Consider the following 15,292-nt stretch of genomic DNA (forward strand, 5'->3'; position numbering starts at 1 on the left):
GTGGCAAGAGCCAGCTCAATCTTGGGCATCTGGTGGATGCCGGGCGCGAAAAGCGTGGTGAAGGTTTCGAGCTGCGTACCGATGGTTGGGGAGCGATTCGTGGTGGCAAGGGTTTGTTTATCAGTGCTGACGTACAGCCTCGGGCCAACGGCCAGATGTTGGAAATGAGCGCTGCCATGGGGTGTTTGCAACAGGCCGCGGATCAGTTGGGTGGCTTGTCGGTCGATGCCCAGGCCGCTCAGGCGGCCCCGGCAGATGTGCAGGCGCAATTGACGTTGATGCGTGAGGCGCTCGATCAGCTCAAGGCTTCGGTTTTGTTGCTCAGCGCGCCTGAGGGTATCGCCTTGACCAGCGGCAAGCACATGCAGCTGGCGGCGCAGAACAATCTGATGCTCAACGCCGGTGGCGAGGCCGATATCAGTGTGGTCAAGCGCCTGTTCATCGGGGTGGGGCAGGGGCTGAGCCTGTTTGTGCGCAAGCTGGGCATCAAGCTGATCGCCAATCAGGGGCCTGTGCTTGTCCAGGCACAAAACGACACTCTGGATCTGATCGCCCGCAACGGGCTGAGCATTACCAGCACTGAAGACGAAATCCATATCGTGGCAAAAAAGAAAATCATCTTGAACGCAGGCGGCAGTTACATCTCCCTGGATCAGCGTTGCATCGAGTCGGGAACCTTGGGGGACTACAACGTCAAATCGGCGCACTTCGATTACAGCGGTCCGGCGAGCATGACCGCCGCACAGCCTGAGTATCCACAGAGCCTGTCCCGACAACCCTTGTGGTTAAGCGTGCCGAGAACCCCCAACGCCACCCACCAGGGTTGGGCAGGCATGCCTTACACGCTTTATGCCGACGATGCGGTTATCAAGCAGGGCGTGTTGGATAACACCGGCCAGATAGCAATCAATCACCAAGTCGTAACCCGGCAGTACCGCATGGTCATGGCCAACGGGGCGAGTTTTCAGATCCCGGTGCCCGGCGATTATCGCAATAACGAACAAGCGATCCTGGCCAACGCGGGTTTTCACAACCATCGTTCGCAGCCTGATAGCGAGTTGAGCCAACCCATTTCGCACACCGATCACCGCGCCTCTTACGCCGAGGTGGTGAGCCCAGCCAGTGACCAGGAAGGGGAAATCGCATGACTCAGACCGACATTGTTGTACCCGTGGCCCTGCAGCACACCCAGCAAGCGACGTGCACGCCACGGTGGTACGTGCAGAACACCGAATACCCGCCCGCGAAGGCCACCTACCAGCCGTTGATCAATGGGGAAGAAGCCTTCAAGGCCGTGCATCTGGCAATAGCCCAGGCCAACAGGACCATCGACATCATTTGCTGGGGCTTCCAGCCGTCGATGTATTTTATTCGTGACGGCGTAAGTCCGAGCATCGGCGAGTTGTTGATGGCCAAAGCGAGGGACGGTGTGGAGGTGCGGATACTCGGCTGGGAGGCGCCGTTCAACAGCGCAGGCGTGGGAGGCGAGGCCAACCTGCCGGGTAAAGGCCCGTACCGTATTAGCGATCGAGCGCTGCAACCCTCCACTGACGATCAATATGCCTATGACCGGCAGTGGTTTTCCCGCTGTGCATTTGCCGGTCACCTGGCGCCTGCGATGCGAGCGGCGCGCAATGTGCCGGTCTTCGTCGGGCGTGGTTTCAGCGTGTTCGAGCGGGCCGAAATTGCTTATCAGGCCAACTATAAAAGCCACGACCCGCACCTCAGCGTCGGTACGCTGAGCGCGCTGGCCATTGCTCCGACCCACCATCAGAAAACAGTCCTGGTCGACTATGAAATAAAGGACCGTGCCGTTGGCTTCGTCATGGGCCACAACATGCTTGATGAGTATTGGGACAACGACAATCACACCGCGCTGAACCGTTCCGAGGGCAGTAAGCCTGCACCCAATCTTGGCCCGCGGGGTGACACGCCTCGCCAGGACATTTCCAGTCAAGTCAGTGGGCCGATTCTGGAGCACTTGCACCATAACTTTGCGACTGCCTGGCGTGCGGAAACAGGCGAAGACTTGCTGGCGTCCCGACAGGCCAAGCAGATAGGACCACAGCTGACATGCACGCCCGGTGTCACGCGTCAGTTGGCGCAACTCGTGCGCACTCAACCCCAAAACCAAAAGCGCGACATCGCCACGCTCTACCTGAACGCGGTCAATAACGCGACCCAGTTCATCTACATCGAAAACCAATACTTTCGCTGGCCGCCGTTGGCCGAGGCGATCAAAAAAGCCGCCGCCGCGCAAACGCTTGGAGGCCGTGATCCAGGTGTGCACGGCAACCTGCATCTGTTTGTGATCACCAATGCCAGTAAAGACGGTGTAGGCCCCGGGTCATTGAATACCCATCGCATGCTCGAAAGTCTCGGGCGCGGTGACACCATTCCTGAAATTACCAAGCTACAACGCATTGAGCAGGCGAAAGCCAAAGCCGCCGCGCAAACACCTGACCTGGCGGAACTGCTGGAGCAACAGGCGTTGCTTATGTTCACCAGCCTGGTCGACACCGTGGGCGGCGGCAACCTCAGTGATAAGGCCCGGGAGGCCGTGGAGGATACCGCCAGAAACAACCGGTATCGGCAGGCGGTACTTAACGACGAAATCAGGAAGATCGAGAGCGACACACTCACCCCGCAGCCGCGTCCGGGCCTGAAAGTTCATGTGTGCTCGCTGGTCGCGGCCGACTCGCCCGCCGGCAAGCCATGGATGCCAGTGTACATCCACTCCAAGCTGATGATCATCGACGACGTGTTTACTAAAAGCGTCGACGCCGAGATCGAGCGCCTCTACCGAATTGCTGCCGAAAATGGCCATTACAAAGCCAATATCAACCTGCAAAACGGCACCATGCGCGGCCACTTCACGCTCCGTGGCGCGGACCACCTGCGTCTTAGCCAGCAATTGATCGACGCGAATGTGGCAACGGGGTACTACTTTATTGGCATGTTCCTGAAGAACGGCTCCGCCGGGTTGAAGCAGGACACGGCCATGTCCTTGCGCTACTTCCGCAAGGCTGCCGATCAGGGTAATGCCCAAGCTCAGTACGTTGTGGGGGACATGCTGGCTCCGATTGACATCGCACCTGATGTTGCCCGAGAAATGCGCCGTTGTGCGGCTGAACAGGGTCATGGCAAGGCAGCTGTTGCTTTGGGTGTCAATCTTCAAGGGAAAGGCCAGTATCAGGAGGCGCTTGAGATCTTCCAGATGGGCGTTGCCGCAGGTTACGAGAGTGCTGCTGGTTGGTTGAAAGACGGATTTCACAGCCCTGCTGCCACCGACAAGTCAGATTACCTAGGCCAGGCTCAGGTGATCGGCCAGCAAGAAGTCTCGTTGCGTCAGCAAGCCTTCCAGCTTCTGCAAGAACACCTCACCTTCTGCCCGATAGACCGTCATGGGCTGTTCCGGGTAGCGCTCGGCGTACTTGTATCGATTCAAATGATGTTTAAAGCCTTCATCGTTTTCGGCGATCAGTTGCAGGGTGGCCGCGCCGTCCTGTAGCAACCAGCCATCGGGATCGTTCTGCGCCAGTGCCCATTGCATGATCGCCAGGCTCTCATCAATCACCTCGCCGCCCACGCTCAGCACCGGTACCGTGCCCTTGGGCGACAGCGCCAGCATGTCGGCCGGCTTGGCCTTAAGGCTCACCTCGACAATGCGCACCACAACCCCGGCGTAACCCAGGGCCATGCGTGCGCGCATGGCATACGGGCAGCGCCGAAACGAATACAGCACCGCCTCGCTCACTTGACCTCCAGCGTGCTCAACCCGTTGCCCTGACGCTTGACCTGGATCTGCACCGGGATGCGCTCGTGCATTTCCTGCACGTGGGAAATCACCGCCACCTTGCGGCCCTGGGCCTGCAAACCGTCCAAGGCGTCCATCGCCAGTTGCAGCGACTCGGGGTCGAGGCTGCCAAACCCTTCGTCGATAAACAGCGACTCGATCTTCAACGTGCTGGAGGCCATCGACGCCAGGCCCAGGGCCAATGCCAGCGACACCAGGAACGTCTCGCCGCCGGACAGCGAATGCACCGAGCGCAGTTCATCGCCCATTTCCGTGTCCATCACCAACAGGCCGAGCATGCTGCCGCCGCGCTTGAGACGGTAACGGCGCACCAATTGGCGCAATTGCACGTTGGCGTGGTGCACCAGCAGGTCGAGGTTGTAGGCCTGGGCGATCTTGCGGAACGTATCGCCGGTGGCCGAGCCGATCAGCGCGTTCAGGCGTGCCCAGCGTTGCCACTCTTCGTAGGCGGTGGCGATCTGCGCGGCGAGCGCACTGTTGGCCTCCTGGCGCCGCTGGTCTTCGGCCTGGCGTGCGCGCAGTTCGGCGACCTGCTTCTCGCTGTCGGCCAATTGTGTGTTGAGGGCGGCGAGGGCGCTGTCCAGTTGCTCGGCTTCGAGGTTGCCGTTATGCAAGGCCTGGTGTTCGGCCAGGCGTTGTTCGCGTTCCTGCAACAGGACCTGGGCCTGTTCGACAGCTTTTTCGCTGTGTTGCAGCTGTTGGCGCAGCGCGTTGATCTGCGCGTCGTCGAAGGCCAGGAGGCGGTTCAGGCCGGCCTCATCGAGTTCTGGGTGCAGGGCGCGCCAGTCGCTTAGGCGGGTGGCGAGGGTGTGCAGTTCGGCGTGCAGCGCCTGTTGGCGTTCCTGTAAGGCCTTGAGGTCGGCGGCCAGTTGCACCAGCGCGTCTCGTGTTTGCTGCAGTTGCTCGTTCGCCTCGGTTTCACCCTGGCGTGACTGCGCGACGGCGTGGTCCAGGTGCTGCTGCCAATGCTCGGCGCTCGGGTGATCGCCCAACAGGGCGCTGAGGGTTGCCTGGGCGGCCTGTTGCTGGCTGGCCAGCTCGCTGACCTGCTGGGCCAGCGCCTGCAGTTGTTGTTGCCGGTGCTGCTGGTGGGTCTGTTGGTGCTCGATGGCCTGTTGGCGCTCTTGCTGTTCGGCCAGTTCGTCACGCTGATGGCCCAGTTGCTCAAGGCGTTGACTGACCTGCTGATCCAACTGCATGAACGTCGCTGCCGGTTCGCTGCGCAGCCCCTCCAGCGTCTCGGCCGGCAACAGGCTGGCGAAGGCGCTGAGTTCTTCGTCGAGGCGTTCGCGGTCGTTGGACAGCTCGCGCTGCTGGTCCACCAGCAACTGGCGGGCCTGCTGGCTGGCGTCCTGGGCGGCTTGCAGTTGTTGCTGCATGCGCCCGGCATTTTGTTGCAGGTTGAGCAGGGCGCCCTGGCGTTGTTCGTCCGCGGTAATGCTTTGCGTGAGCTGGGCCAGTTGCTGCGCCAGCCAGGCGCTGCGTTTGGCCGCTTCCTGATTGAACAGGGACGCGGCCAACGGGTGCGCATCCAGGCTTGGCTTGAGTGCATGCTGTTGCGTCGCCAGGTGTTCCTGTTGTTGCAGGAACTCCTTTTGCTGGGCAATCAAGCCGCCCACTTCTGCGCGTAACTCGGTGAGTTTTTCCTTTAGGGTGTCGACGGCTTTTTGCGCGGCCGACTCCTCGGATTCATCGTGGCGGCCGAGGCTTTGCAGCAAGGCTTCGGGCTGGTGGTACGGGTGTTCCGCGCTGCCGCACACCGGGCAGGGCTGGCCTTCCTGCAACTGCTCGCGCAACTCCTCGACGCTGGCACTGCGCGCCAGGCGCTGGCGTTCCAGCAGTTGCCGAGTCACCGTCAGCGTCTGTTCGGCCACCGTGAGTTCGGCTTTGGTGTGCAGGCCGGCCGCGTTGAGTTGTTCACGTTGTTGCTGCGCGTCGGCGAGTTTCTGCGTCAGCGCGGCGGCCTGCTGGTCCAGTTGCTGCTGGCTGTCCCACAGGCGCGTCAGGTCTTCAAAGGCACGCTGTTGCTTGCGATTGTCTTGCAGCAGGCTGGCGAGCAGTTGGATCTGTTCGGCCACCGCCTGGGGTTCGGCGCCGGCTTCCTGGTACAGCAGGTCCAGGGCTTCGCGCTGCGCGGTGAACTTTTCTGCCGTACGGGTCGCGCGTTCTTCCAGTTGCGCCAGTTCTTCCTGGCCTTTTTTCAGGCGGCTGCCAATCACCATCAACTGTTGCAGGCGCTCGCGTTGATAGGTCCAGCCATCACTCAACGGCGCCAGGGCGGCGCTGCGCTCAAGTTCGGCCGCAAGGCGTTGCAGGCGCCCGGCGACGAGGGCCTGTTTCTCTTGCAGGCTGTTGAGCAACGTCTGGCCTTCCATGCAGGCCGTTTGCTGTTGCTGATGCTCCTCGGTGCGTTTGGCCAGGTCCTTGGTCAGGTGGGCGAGGGTGCTTTGTTGCTCGAAGGCCTGGCGCAACAGCGGGACGGCGTCGGCCTGGCTTTTCAGGGCCTCGGCCAAGGCCGCCTGGGCGGATGCCTGCTGTGTCCGGGCCTGCTCCTGGCGGGTAGTGAGCGCCTGTTGCTGCTCGATATGCTGCTCAATCTGCGCGGCCAACGGCGTCAGCGCGCTGTCCAGTTCAGCCTGACGGGCGAAGTGATGGCGTTGCGGCGCCAGTTGCTCCAGGTGGTTCAAGTCCTGGCGTTGCGGGCCCTGGCCTGCCCATTGCGCCTGGGCGTGTTGCAGTTGTTCGGTCGCACTGAGTTGGCGCTCCTGCCATTCACGCAGTTCCTTGAGCCACGTGTGTTGCAACTCCAACTGCTTGAGTTGCGCTTGCTGGGTCTTGAAGCGTTGGCTGGCGTCGGCCAGTTGCTGGTCCAGTTCGGCACGGGCCTCGGCTTGCAGCGGCACCACGCCGGTGGCTTGGTCCTGCAGTTGCTTGTGCGCGTCCTTGGCCTCTTTGGCCTTGTCGAAGGCGCGGCGGCCCAGTTGGGTGTACAGGGCGGTGTCGGTGAGCTTTTCCAGCAGTTCGCTGCGCTCGTTGTCGTTGGCCTTGAGAAACGCGCTGAACTCGCTTTGCGCCAGCAGCACCGCACGGGTGAACTGCTCGAAGTTCAGGCCCAGGGCCAGTTCGAGCTGGGTTTTGTATTCGGTTTTCTGGCTGGCCAGCAGTTGGTCGCTGTCCAGGTCGATCAGGCTCTGGCGGCTGTTCTGCAACTTGCCGCTGGCCTTGTCGCGGGCACGGTTGGCTTCCCAGCGTGCGCGATAGCGTCGGCCGCTGACCCCGACAAAATCCACTTCGGCATAACCGCCGCCGGTGCCGCGGCGCAGCAGGGTGCGCGGGTCACCTATGGAAATATCGCTGTCGGCATCCGGCATCTTGGCCTGGCCGGTGTCACCCAGGCGCGGCACGGCGCCAAACAATGCCAGGCACAAGGCGTCGAGCAAGGTACTTTTACCGGCACCGGTGGGCCCGGTAATGGCGAACAGCCCGGCGCTGGCCAGGGGTTCGGCGGTAAAGTCGATTTCAAACGGACCTGCCAGCGAGGCGAGGTTTTTCAGGCGGATGGCAAGGATTTTCATGGCTGTTCACCCGCCTGTTGCACTTCCTGGAGCAGCACGGCGAAGTCCTTCAAGGTCTGTTCATCCACCTCACTGCCGTAGCTGTCCTGCCACGCGCGGCTGAACAGCTCCTGGGGCGTGAGTTGGTCGAGTTCGATCAGGCGCTCATTGTCCGCCTCATCGGTGCCGCGTTTGCCGGCGTACTCGGCGGCGATACGCACCAGGCGCACGGCCTTGCCCTGCAAGGCGGTTTCGATTTGCTGGCGCAGGTCCGGTTGTGGCTCGTCCAGGCGCACGCGCACTTCGAGCCAGGGGTGGCGCTGGGTTTCGGCGAGCAGGTCGATGTCGGGCAGGTCGGTCAGTTGTCTGAGGATGTCCGCCAGCGGAGCGGCTTCCAGGCGTTGCAGGTCGACCGAACGGGGGATCAGGATCGGTTCGACACTCACCAGGCATTGGCCCTGGAAGGCCACATCGAGAATCTGATGTTTGTAGCCGATCTCCGAAAATGACAACGGGATCGGCGAACCGCTGTAGCGAATGCGTTCCTCGCCGTTCACCCGCTGCGGCTTGTGCAAATGACCGAGGGCAACATAGCCGACACTTTTGTCGAACAGTGTGGCCGGCAGCGCCTCGGCATTGCCGATGATCAGGCTGCGCTCGGAATCTTCCGACACTGAACCGCCGGCCATATGCGCATGGCTGATGGCGATCAGCGCCTGGCCTTTCTGGCGTTTGGCATTGGCGGCGGCGATCAGCTTTTCATGCACGTGGCCAATCCCGCGCAGGTAGTCGTCACCCAGCTGCGCGCCAGTGACCTCCGCCGGGCGCAGGAATGGCAATGCCAGGCACCAGGCGGCGATCTTGCCTTTGGCATCCGGCAGCGGAATCAGCAGGCGCTCGGCGTCCAGCTGGCCGTCATCGAGCCACAGCACGCGGCCGAGGGCATGGGTGCGCAAACGCCGCATCAGCGGCGCGGGCAGCTCGATGCGCGAGCCGGAATCGTGGTTGCCGGCGATCATCACGATGGTCAGCTTGGGGTTCTGCTCATGGGCGCTGATGATGAAGTCATACAGGCGCTCCTGGGCTTTGAGCGGCGGGTTGACCGTGTCGAAGATATCGCCGGCGATCAGCAGCGCATCCGGCTGCTGCGCGGCGAGCTGGCGCAATAGCCACTCAAGGAAACAGGTGTGCTCGAAGTCGCGTTCCTGGCCGTGCAGGTTTTGGCCAAGGTGCCAGTCGGAGGTGTGGAACAGACGCAAGGCGAACTCCGTGGAGAAGATGAAAAGGAGGGGAGTTTACCCGGAATGCGAACCCAACGTCCCACACGGCGTGGGACAACGGTGAGGCTTGCCCGCCAGTCAACGTTAGGCCGGCAGGCAAGCCGCTCTCACAGGGTTATGGGGCGTGGGTCGGGTTGGGTTTCAGGCAATCCAGCGCGCGGTCGGCCAGGGTTTTGGCCATGTCGATCAAATGCGCGGTGGCGTAGGCCATGTCGCGCTGGGTACCGGTCAAGCCTTCGGCCGTCTCGGTGGCGGTGGTGGTGGCGCATCGAAGCAGCGAGGAAATGCTGGCGATGGCGTCTTCGAAGCTGAGGTCTTCGTGGGCGATTAAGAGGGGGGCACAGGGTGGATCGGGGACAATTTTTTTCATGGGAAAGCGCCTACTGAAAGTGGGAGCCACCCAAGCGTCGGTCTCACTCGACAAAAGGGTGGCAGCTATGTACGGGGTGAGAATACCGGACAGTAGGACTCCGGCCAGACCGAAGTCTGCCCGCACACAGCCGCCATATAACAGGAGCGGACGGTTGTGGCACTTGGCACCTACTGGTTCACGGGTTCTCACACCCGATCGCTGATATGCAGCGACGGAGCGAAGGCTAGCCAGTGGCGTGAGCAGGCGCAAGGCCGTGGGATTGTCTAGGAAACGTCCTGCAAATTAAAGGGACACGGATTGCTGGCCTTTAACAATGCATGTCGATCAGGCGACGCAGATCCACCCGTGCGGGCTTGCTCGCGCAGGGGCATGCAGCCTGAATCAAGGTTATTTGGGATACAGCGGCGGCAGGCTGGTGGTATCCAGTGCCAGGTCTTGCTCGCGCTCGGCCATCGGGATGGCCTTGATCGCGCGCCACAGGTCTTCCCCCAGCCAATAATGGCCGCCCTCGCTGTACAGCGCACCGTTCAACCCATCCAAGGCGTCCGACAGCGGCACGAACCGCGCCGCCATGTCGGCCAGGGTTTCCGGTTGCTGGCGCGCCCAGGCGTCCAGTGCCTGGCGCGTGGCCTGGGGGTCGTTGGCCTGGGTTGCACGCTTGAGGTCGTCGAGCAGCGTGCGCGGGCTGGGGCCGGTTTGCGCGGCGCGCAGGACGGCCGGTTGCGAGCGTGCGCGCCACCACAGGCCGAAGCCGAGCAGGGTGGTGCAGGCCAGCAGCAGGGTGCTCAGTTGCCACAGCCACAGGTGACTGTCGTCGGGTGCGGTGATGATGGTCGGCGTGGCCGGCGTGTCGATCGCCAGGCTCGGGTTGTTGGCGATTTGCAGGGTGCGGGCGGGCAGGCTGGTGCGCTCGAGGTGGTCCTCGTGGGTGTTCCACCACACCACCTCCACGGCCGGCAGTTCCAGTGGGCCGACGCGATTAGGCACCAGGGCCTCGCGGTCTTCGCGACTGCCGATCAGACCGCGGTCACTGGTCTGGTTGCCGAGCACCGGCTGGTCGGGGTAGCGGCGCAAACCACTGATCTCGGTGCTGGGCAGGGCCGGCAGTTGCGCGCTGGACAGGCCTTCGGCTTTGAGCGTGAGGCTGCGGGTCAGGGAGTCGCCGACCTGCACGTGCTCAGGCTCGGGGTTCCAGCTTTCGGTCAGGGTCAGGCTGCGCGCCGGTAGCCAGGGCGTGTCGGCGGGGTACAGCGCCGGCTTGGGTTTGACTTGCAGCGCCAGCGGCGCCGAACTCACGTGGATCAGCTTGCCGGGCTTGGTGCCTTGCAGGGTGTTTTCCTGGGGCGGGCGCGACTCCACCAGCGTGGCGCTGAAGGTCTGCGTTGGAATAGCCAGGGCGCCACTGTGCTGCGGGTAGATCGCGTAGCGGGTTTCGATCACGCCATGGCGGATGCTGTTGATGACTTTTTCGTAGGTGCGCGATTCGCCCAGTTGCTCCACGCGTGCATCGGGGATCTGCAAGGGTGTGAGGCTGCTGTCGTCATACAGCGACACCGAGTGGTACACGCGCACGGTCAACAATGCCTGGGCCTGCACGTACACGTCTGTCTGGTCGAGATTGGCTTCGACAAACACCGGCGCCAGTTCGGCGTTGCTGTCCTGGCTGGTGGTTTCCAGCACCTGCAGGCTGATCGGCTGGGTCGTGTACTCGCCCACCTGCAGCGGTGGGATCACCACGGTGCCGTTTTGCTTGGGCAGCAAGGTGATGATCCAGCGCGTGGTGGCGTGGTTGTCGCCGCCCAGGGTGGTGAGTTGGTTGAGCTGGCGCGTGCCGCTGACTTCGAATTGCGCATCCAGGGGCGACAGGTCCGGTTTGCCGAACTGGGTCACGTCGCTGGATTCCACTGTCAGTTCCACCGTTTCCCCGGAATTGAGGCGGCTGCGGTCGACGCTGGCGACCAGGCTGGCCGCCTGGACGTGGCTGGCCGATAACGCGAGCAGAAGCAGAAGGGGGGTGCGGCGGCTCATCGAGTCTTGTCCTGATGTTGTTGCTGTTCGTACCAGAATTTGCGTCGCAGCAGTTCGCCGGGGTTGTCCGGGATCTCCCGCAGCCATTGTTCCAGGGCCTGGCGATGTTCACCGTCGAGCCTGGCGTCGGTGGGGCGCAGCGGCGGTGTGGTGGTTTGCTCGTCCCCCAGTTCGCTGCCCGGTACTTCGTTACCGCCGGTTGGCGGCGTGGCGCCGGCCTGTGCGTCGCCGGGGCTGGCTTCGCCCTGGCCCTGGGATGACTCGTCGCCGCCGCGGGTGGTTTGCCCGCTGGCGCCCGGTTGCGCAGTTTGGCCGGGTTGACGGGTTTCGTCATCTTCGTTTTTGGCCGGCTGCTCGGGCTCGGGCTGGGCCTGTTCCTGCATCAGGGTTTCCACCAGGGCCTTGTTTTTCAGGGCTGGTTGCAGGTCGGGTTGGGCTTCAAGGGCCTGTTCATAGGCGTCGATGGCCGCTTCCAGCTCGCCGGACTTGGCCAGCGCATTACCGCGGTTGTAGTGGGAATAGGCGTCATCGCCCTCGGCAAAGCGTTTGATGGCCTCGGCATAGTTTCCCGCTTCGTACAGCGCGACGCCCTGCCATTGCGTGTCCTGAAAATGTTCGGCGGCCTCGGCGGGGCGTTTTTTCTTGAGCAGGTATTGGCCTTGCTGGTCGGGGCGCAGCCATAAGTCCTGGAACTCGAAGGCATAACTGGGTTGCGGCGCGGCCATCAGCAGCAACGGCAGGCAAAACAGCCAGCCACGCCGACCGGCGCACGCTGCCAGCAGCAACAGCGGCAAGAGCAGCCAGTAACCTTGGTCGGCCCAGCTGTCCAGGTGCAGTAACTGGCCGTCGTTGCGCAGGGCTTGCGGTGGGTCGAGCACGCCGAGCTGGCGCAGGTCCTTGTCGTCGAGGCGCGCCGCACGGTAGCGGCCACCCATTTCGCTGGCGAAGGCCTTGAGCGTCGGGCTGTCGAGGCGCGGGATCAGGATCGCGCCTTGTTCGTCCTTGAGGAATTCGCCGCTTTCCTGGGTCACCGGCGTGCCGTCGCGACTGCCGATGCCGAGGATCGACAACGACGGCGCCTGGTTGCTTTGCAGCAACAGGCGAATGCCTTGGCGTTCCTGTTTGGAAAGCGACGAGCCGATCAGCAGCAGGCGCCCCTGGCCCAGGCCGCTCTGGTTGAGCAGGCCGAGGGCTTTGTCCACGGCCAGGTCGGCGCGGTGGCCGGGCTCGGGCATGATCGAGGGGCGCAGGGCTTCGAGCAGGTTGCGGCTGGTGGCCAGGTCATCCGACAGCGGCACCAGGGTGTGGGCGCTGCCGGCATACACGACGATGGCGGTCTGCGCATCGGTGCGCGCCTGCAGCAGGTCATACAGCTTGCGCCGCGCCTGTTCGAGGCGATTGGGCGGGCTGTCGGTGGCGAGCATTTCCGGGGTCAGTTCCAGCAACACCACCAACGGGTCGGACGGCTTCTGGCTGATTTGCTCCACCCGTTGCCAGCTGGGGCCAAGCAGTGCCAGCACCGCCAGTAACCAGGCAATCCCGAGCACCACCCACGGCGATTTACTTTCACGGCCACTGCCGCCGCTGAGCAGCACGGCATGGAACGCCGGGGGCAGGATCATCTGCCAACGGCCGGCGCGTTTTTGCCGGTGCCACAACTGCCACAGCAACCAGCCGAGCAGCGGCAGCAGCAATAGCCACCAGGGGCGGAACAGGTGTGGCCACAGGTCGCTCATCGACGCCTCCGCAAGCGCAGGCGTTTGAGGCGTTGGCGCCATTGCGGGTGTTGTTGCAGGAAGATCCCCTTGCTCGACAGTTTGTTAAGCACGCGTTGCAGGGCGTTGTTCGGCCAGCGTTCTTGAATCACCAACAGCATGCTCAGGATCAGCGCCAGGGCCAGCGGGCCGCTGTACAAGGCCTGGGCCGGACGGGCCTGGGTCGGTTGCTGTTCGACGGGTTCGAGCCTGTCGAGGGTTTCCTTGATGGTTTGCAGTTCTTCGCCATCGCGGGCACGGAAATATTCGCCGCCGGTTGCGGCGGCGATGGCCTTGAGCGCCGGCTCGTCGAGGTCCAGGCTCGGGTTGACGCCGAGGATGCCCAGGGAGCCGGTTTGCTCAGGGTCGGCGCCGATGCCGATGGGGTAGATCTTCACGCCTTCTTCGGCGGCCAGGCGCGCGGCGGTCAACGGGTCGATCTGGCCGGCGTTGTTGGCGCCGTCGGTGACCAGGATCAGCACGCGGCTTTGCGCAGGACGCTGGCGCAGGCGTTTGAGCGCCAGGCCGATGGCGTCGCCAATCGCAGTGTTTTTGCCGGCGATGCCGATGCGCGCTTCATCCAGCCAGATGCGGACGGTGCGCCGGTCGAAGGTCAGTGGTGCTTGCAGGTAGGCCTGGCTGCCGAACAGGATCAGGCCCACGCGGTCGCCGTCGCGGCCTTCCAGGAAGTCGCCGAGCAGGTGCTTGACCAGGCTCAGGCGGCTGACGTCTTCGTCCTGCCAGTGCATGTCGGGAAAGTCCATGGAGCCGGACACGTCCACCGCCACCAGCAAATCGCGGCCACTGGCGGCAATCGGCAGCGGTTCGCCGAGCCATTGCGGGCGTGCGGCTGCGGTCAGCAACAGCAACCACAGCACCACGAACGGTGCTTGCTGGCGCCAGCCCGGCAGGTTCACGCGGGCACGGCGCTTGGCCAAGCCTTCGAGGTCGCTGAGGTAGCTGATGTTGAGGGCCGGCTCGCCGCTGTCGGCCGCAGGAAGCAGCAAGCGCATCACCCAGGGCAAGGGCAGCAGGACGAAGATCCACGGCCAGGCGAATTCAAACATGTTTGCGAATCCAGGTATCGACCGCCTGGGTCAGCCCGGCGATGGCCTTGTCGTCGAGCTTGCATTCGGGCTTGTAGGCGCCTTCGACCAGTACCATCCAGCGCGTCAGGCCGGCGGCCGGGCAGCGGTTATCAAGGAAGGCCAGCCATTTGCGCCCATTGAGGGTGTGGCTCTGGCTGTAGGGGTAGTCGTTGCGGCACAAACGCTTGAGCAGGCCGTTGAGTTGTTGCAGCCAGGCTCCCGCAGGCGCGCCGTCGTAGGGCTTGGGCATCAGCGCCAGTTCCGCCAGGGCGGCGATGCGCAGCGGGTCCAGCGGTTGTTCGGCGCGGGCGAGGGGGCGCCGCGTGGGCAAAAAGCGGCGCAGCCACCACAACCCCCAACCGAGCAGCGGGATCACCAGCAGCAGCAACCACCAGCCCGGCGCGGGCGGCCAGAAGCCGATGGGCGGCGGGGCGATCAGCGGTTGCAGTTGGTCGAGGTTACTCATTGTTTTTTTGCCGGGCGTTGCGGGTTGAGGTATTCGCGCAGTTGCTCGACCATTTCGCTCTGGGTGCTCAAGGGCATCAGCAACACGCGCAACTTCTGCGCGAGCAATTCCCAGCGGGCGATGCGCGCTTCGGCCTGGGCTTTGTAGGCCTGGCGCAAGTCGACGTTGAGCGTGTCCAGTTCCAACAGTGCGCCTCGTTGCGCGAAGCGCAGCAGCCCGGCGGCGGGCAGGGCGTGGTCCAGCGGGTCGGAGACCGGTAACAGCAGCAGGTCGCAATGGCGCGACAGCAGGCTTAATTGTTGCTCGGCGCTTTCGGTGAGGGCGCGCTCATCGCAGATCACAATCACCAGGCTGCCGGGGCGCAGCACTTCGCGCCCTCGACGCAACGCCATGCCCAGGGCGTCGGCTTCGGGGCGGGTTTGCGTGTCGAGGCTCTGGTTGACCCGCACCAGGCGGTTCAGCAGTTGCAGCAGGCTTTGCTTGCTGCGTCGCGGTTTGATTTCGTAGTGCTCGTTGTCGCCGAACACCAACCCGCCGACGCGGTCGTTGTGCCCCAGGGCAGCCCAGCCAATCAGGCTCGCGGCCTGGGCGGCGAGCACTGATTTGAACATCTGGCCCGACCCGAAAAACAACCGACAGCTTTGCTCCACCATGATGAAGATCGGGCGTTCGCGCTCTTCGTGGAACAGCTTGGTGTGCGGTTCCTGGGTGCGTGCCGTCACCCGCCAGTCGATGGTGCGCACATCGTCGCCGGCCTGGTAGACGCGCACTTGGTCGAAATCGACCCCGCGCCCACGCAGCTTGGAGTGGTGCAGGCCGATCAAGGGGCTGCGCTGGCTGGGCGTGGAAAACAGCTGCACTTCGCGCACGCGGTGGCGCATCTCAATCAGCTCACTGAGCGTGACGCGGATACCATCGCCGGCGTTCATCGA

General features: G+C 63.4%; 9 protein-coding genes and 2 pseudogenes. 2 read left to right on the forward strand and 9 right to left on the reverse strand.

What is annotated here, in order from left to right:
• Both KZX66_RS15190 and KZX66_RS15195 read left to right on the forward strand, forming a co-directional pair.
• Positions 1-1,148, forward strand: a 1,148-nt coding sequence (locus KZX66_RS15190) for a type VI secretion system Vgr family protein (protein WP_248080702.1), incomplete at its 5' end; no start/stop codon positions are given.
• Positions 1,145-2,770 (forward strand): annotated as a pseudogene (locus KZX66_RS15195) (phospholipase); the annotation flags it as partial. The gene KZX66_RS15190 and the pseudogene KZX66_RS15195, both read left to right, overlap by 4 nt.
• 537 nt (positions 2,771-3,307) lie before the next feature.
• Here KZX66_RS15195 and KZX66_RS15200 read toward each other — a convergent pair.
• The 9 genes and pseudogenes from KZX66_RS15200 to KZX66_RS15240 form a co-directional block, all read right to left on the reverse strand.
• Positions 3,308-3,757 (reverse strand): annotated as a pseudogene (locus KZX66_RS15200) (glutathione S-transferase N-terminal domain-containing protein); the annotation flags it as partial.
• Positions 3,754-7,392 (reverse strand): AAA family ATPase, encoded by a 3,639-nt coding sequence (locus tag KZX66_RS15205; protein ID WP_248080705.1) that lies wholly within the window; start codon positions 7,390-7,392, stop codon positions 3,754-3,756. The gene KZX66_RS15205 and the pseudogene KZX66_RS15200, both read right to left, overlap by 4 nt.
• Entirely contained in the window at positions 7,389-8,630 is a 1,242-nt protein-coding gene (locus tag KZX66_RS15210; protein WP_248080708.1) for an exonuclease SbcCD subunit D C-terminal domain-containing protein, read from the reverse strand. The genes KZX66_RS15205 and KZX66_RS15210 overlap by 4 nt, the downstream gene beginning before the upstream one ends.
• Before the next feature lie 136 nt (positions 8,631-8,766).
• Positions 8,767-9,021 carry a DUF3077 domain-containing protein gene (locus KZX66_RS15215; protein WP_248080711.1) on the reverse strand — a complete coding sequence of 85 codons (255 nt, stop codon included), beginning with the start codon at positions 9,019-9,021 and terminating at the stop codon, positions 8,767-8,769.
• 390 nt (positions 9,022-9,411) lie between these two features.
• The gene (locus KZX66_RS15220; RefSeq protein ID WP_248080712.1) at positions 9,412-11,052 is read right to left on the reverse strand and encodes a BatD family protein; all 1,641 of its coding nucleotides are present in this window, start codon (positions 11,050-11,052) and stop codon (positions 9,412-9,414) included.
• Positions 11,049-12,788: a tetratricopeptide repeat protein gene (locus tag KZX66_RS15225; RefSeq protein ID WP_248080713.1), complete on the reverse strand. Its 1,740-nt coding sequence runs from the start codon at positions 12,786-12,788 to the stop codon at positions 11,049-11,051. Before KZX66_RS15225 ends, KZX66_RS15220 begins: the two co-directional genes overlap by 4 nt.
• Positions 12,785-13,873, reverse strand: a complete 1,089-nt coding sequence (locus KZX66_RS15230; protein ID WP_248080714.1) for a VWA domain-containing protein — start codon at positions 13,871-13,873, stop codon at positions 12,785-12,787. The genes KZX66_RS15225 and KZX66_RS15230 overlap by 4 nt, the downstream gene beginning before the upstream one ends.
• Positions 13,866-14,360 carry a DUF4381 domain-containing protein gene (locus KZX66_RS15235; protein WP_248080715.1) on the reverse strand — a complete coding sequence of 165 codons (495 nt, stop codon included), beginning with the start codon at positions 14,358-14,360 and terminating at the stop codon, positions 13,866-13,868. The genes KZX66_RS15230 and KZX66_RS15235 overlap by 8 nt, the downstream gene beginning before the upstream one ends.
• Positions 14,357-15,289: a DUF58 domain-containing protein gene (locus tag KZX66_RS15240; RefSeq protein WP_248080716.1), complete on the reverse strand. Its 933-nt coding sequence runs from the start codon at positions 15,287-15,289 to the stop codon at positions 14,357-14,359. The genes KZX66_RS15235 and KZX66_RS15240 overlap by 4 nt, the downstream gene beginning before the upstream one ends.
• Positions 15,290-15,292 lie beyond the last annotated feature (3 nt).

It is taken from the genome of Pseudomonas sp. EYE_354 (assembly GCF_023148575.1).
In the GTDB taxonomy this organism is placed as follows: Bacteria; Pseudomonadota; Gammaproteobacteria; order Pseudomonadales; family Pseudomonadaceae; genus Aquipseudomonas.

Coding starts and splice junctions, on each gene's coding strand:
- KZX66_RS15205 (WP_248080705.1), bottom strand. CDS start 7,392: ATGAAAATCCTTGCCATCCGCCTGAAAAACCTCGCCTCGCTGGCAGGT.
- KZX66_RS15215 (WP_248080711.1), bottom strand. CDS start 9,021: ATGAAAAAAATTGTCCCCGATCCACCCTGTGCCCCCCTCTTAATCGCC.
- KZX66_RS15220 (WP_248080712.1), bottom strand. CDS start 11,052: ATGAGCCGCCGCACCCCCCTTCTGCTTCTGCTCGCGTTATCGGCCAGC.
- KZX66_RS15225 (WP_248080713.1), bottom strand. CDS start 12,788: ATGAGCGACCTGTGGCCACACCTGTTCCGCCCCTGGTGGCTATTGCTG.
- KZX66_RS15230 (WP_248080714.1), bottom strand. CDS start 13,873: ATGTTTGAATTCGCCTGGCCGTGGATCTTCGTCCTGCTGCCCTTGCCC.
- KZX66_RS15235 (WP_248080715.1), bottom strand. CDS start 14,360: ATGAGTAACCTCGACCAACTGCAACCGCTGATCGCCCCGCCGCCCATC.
- KZX66_RS15240 (WP_248080716.1), bottom strand. CDS start 15,289: ATGAACGCCGGCGATGGTATCCGCGTCACGCTCAGTGAGCTGATTGAG.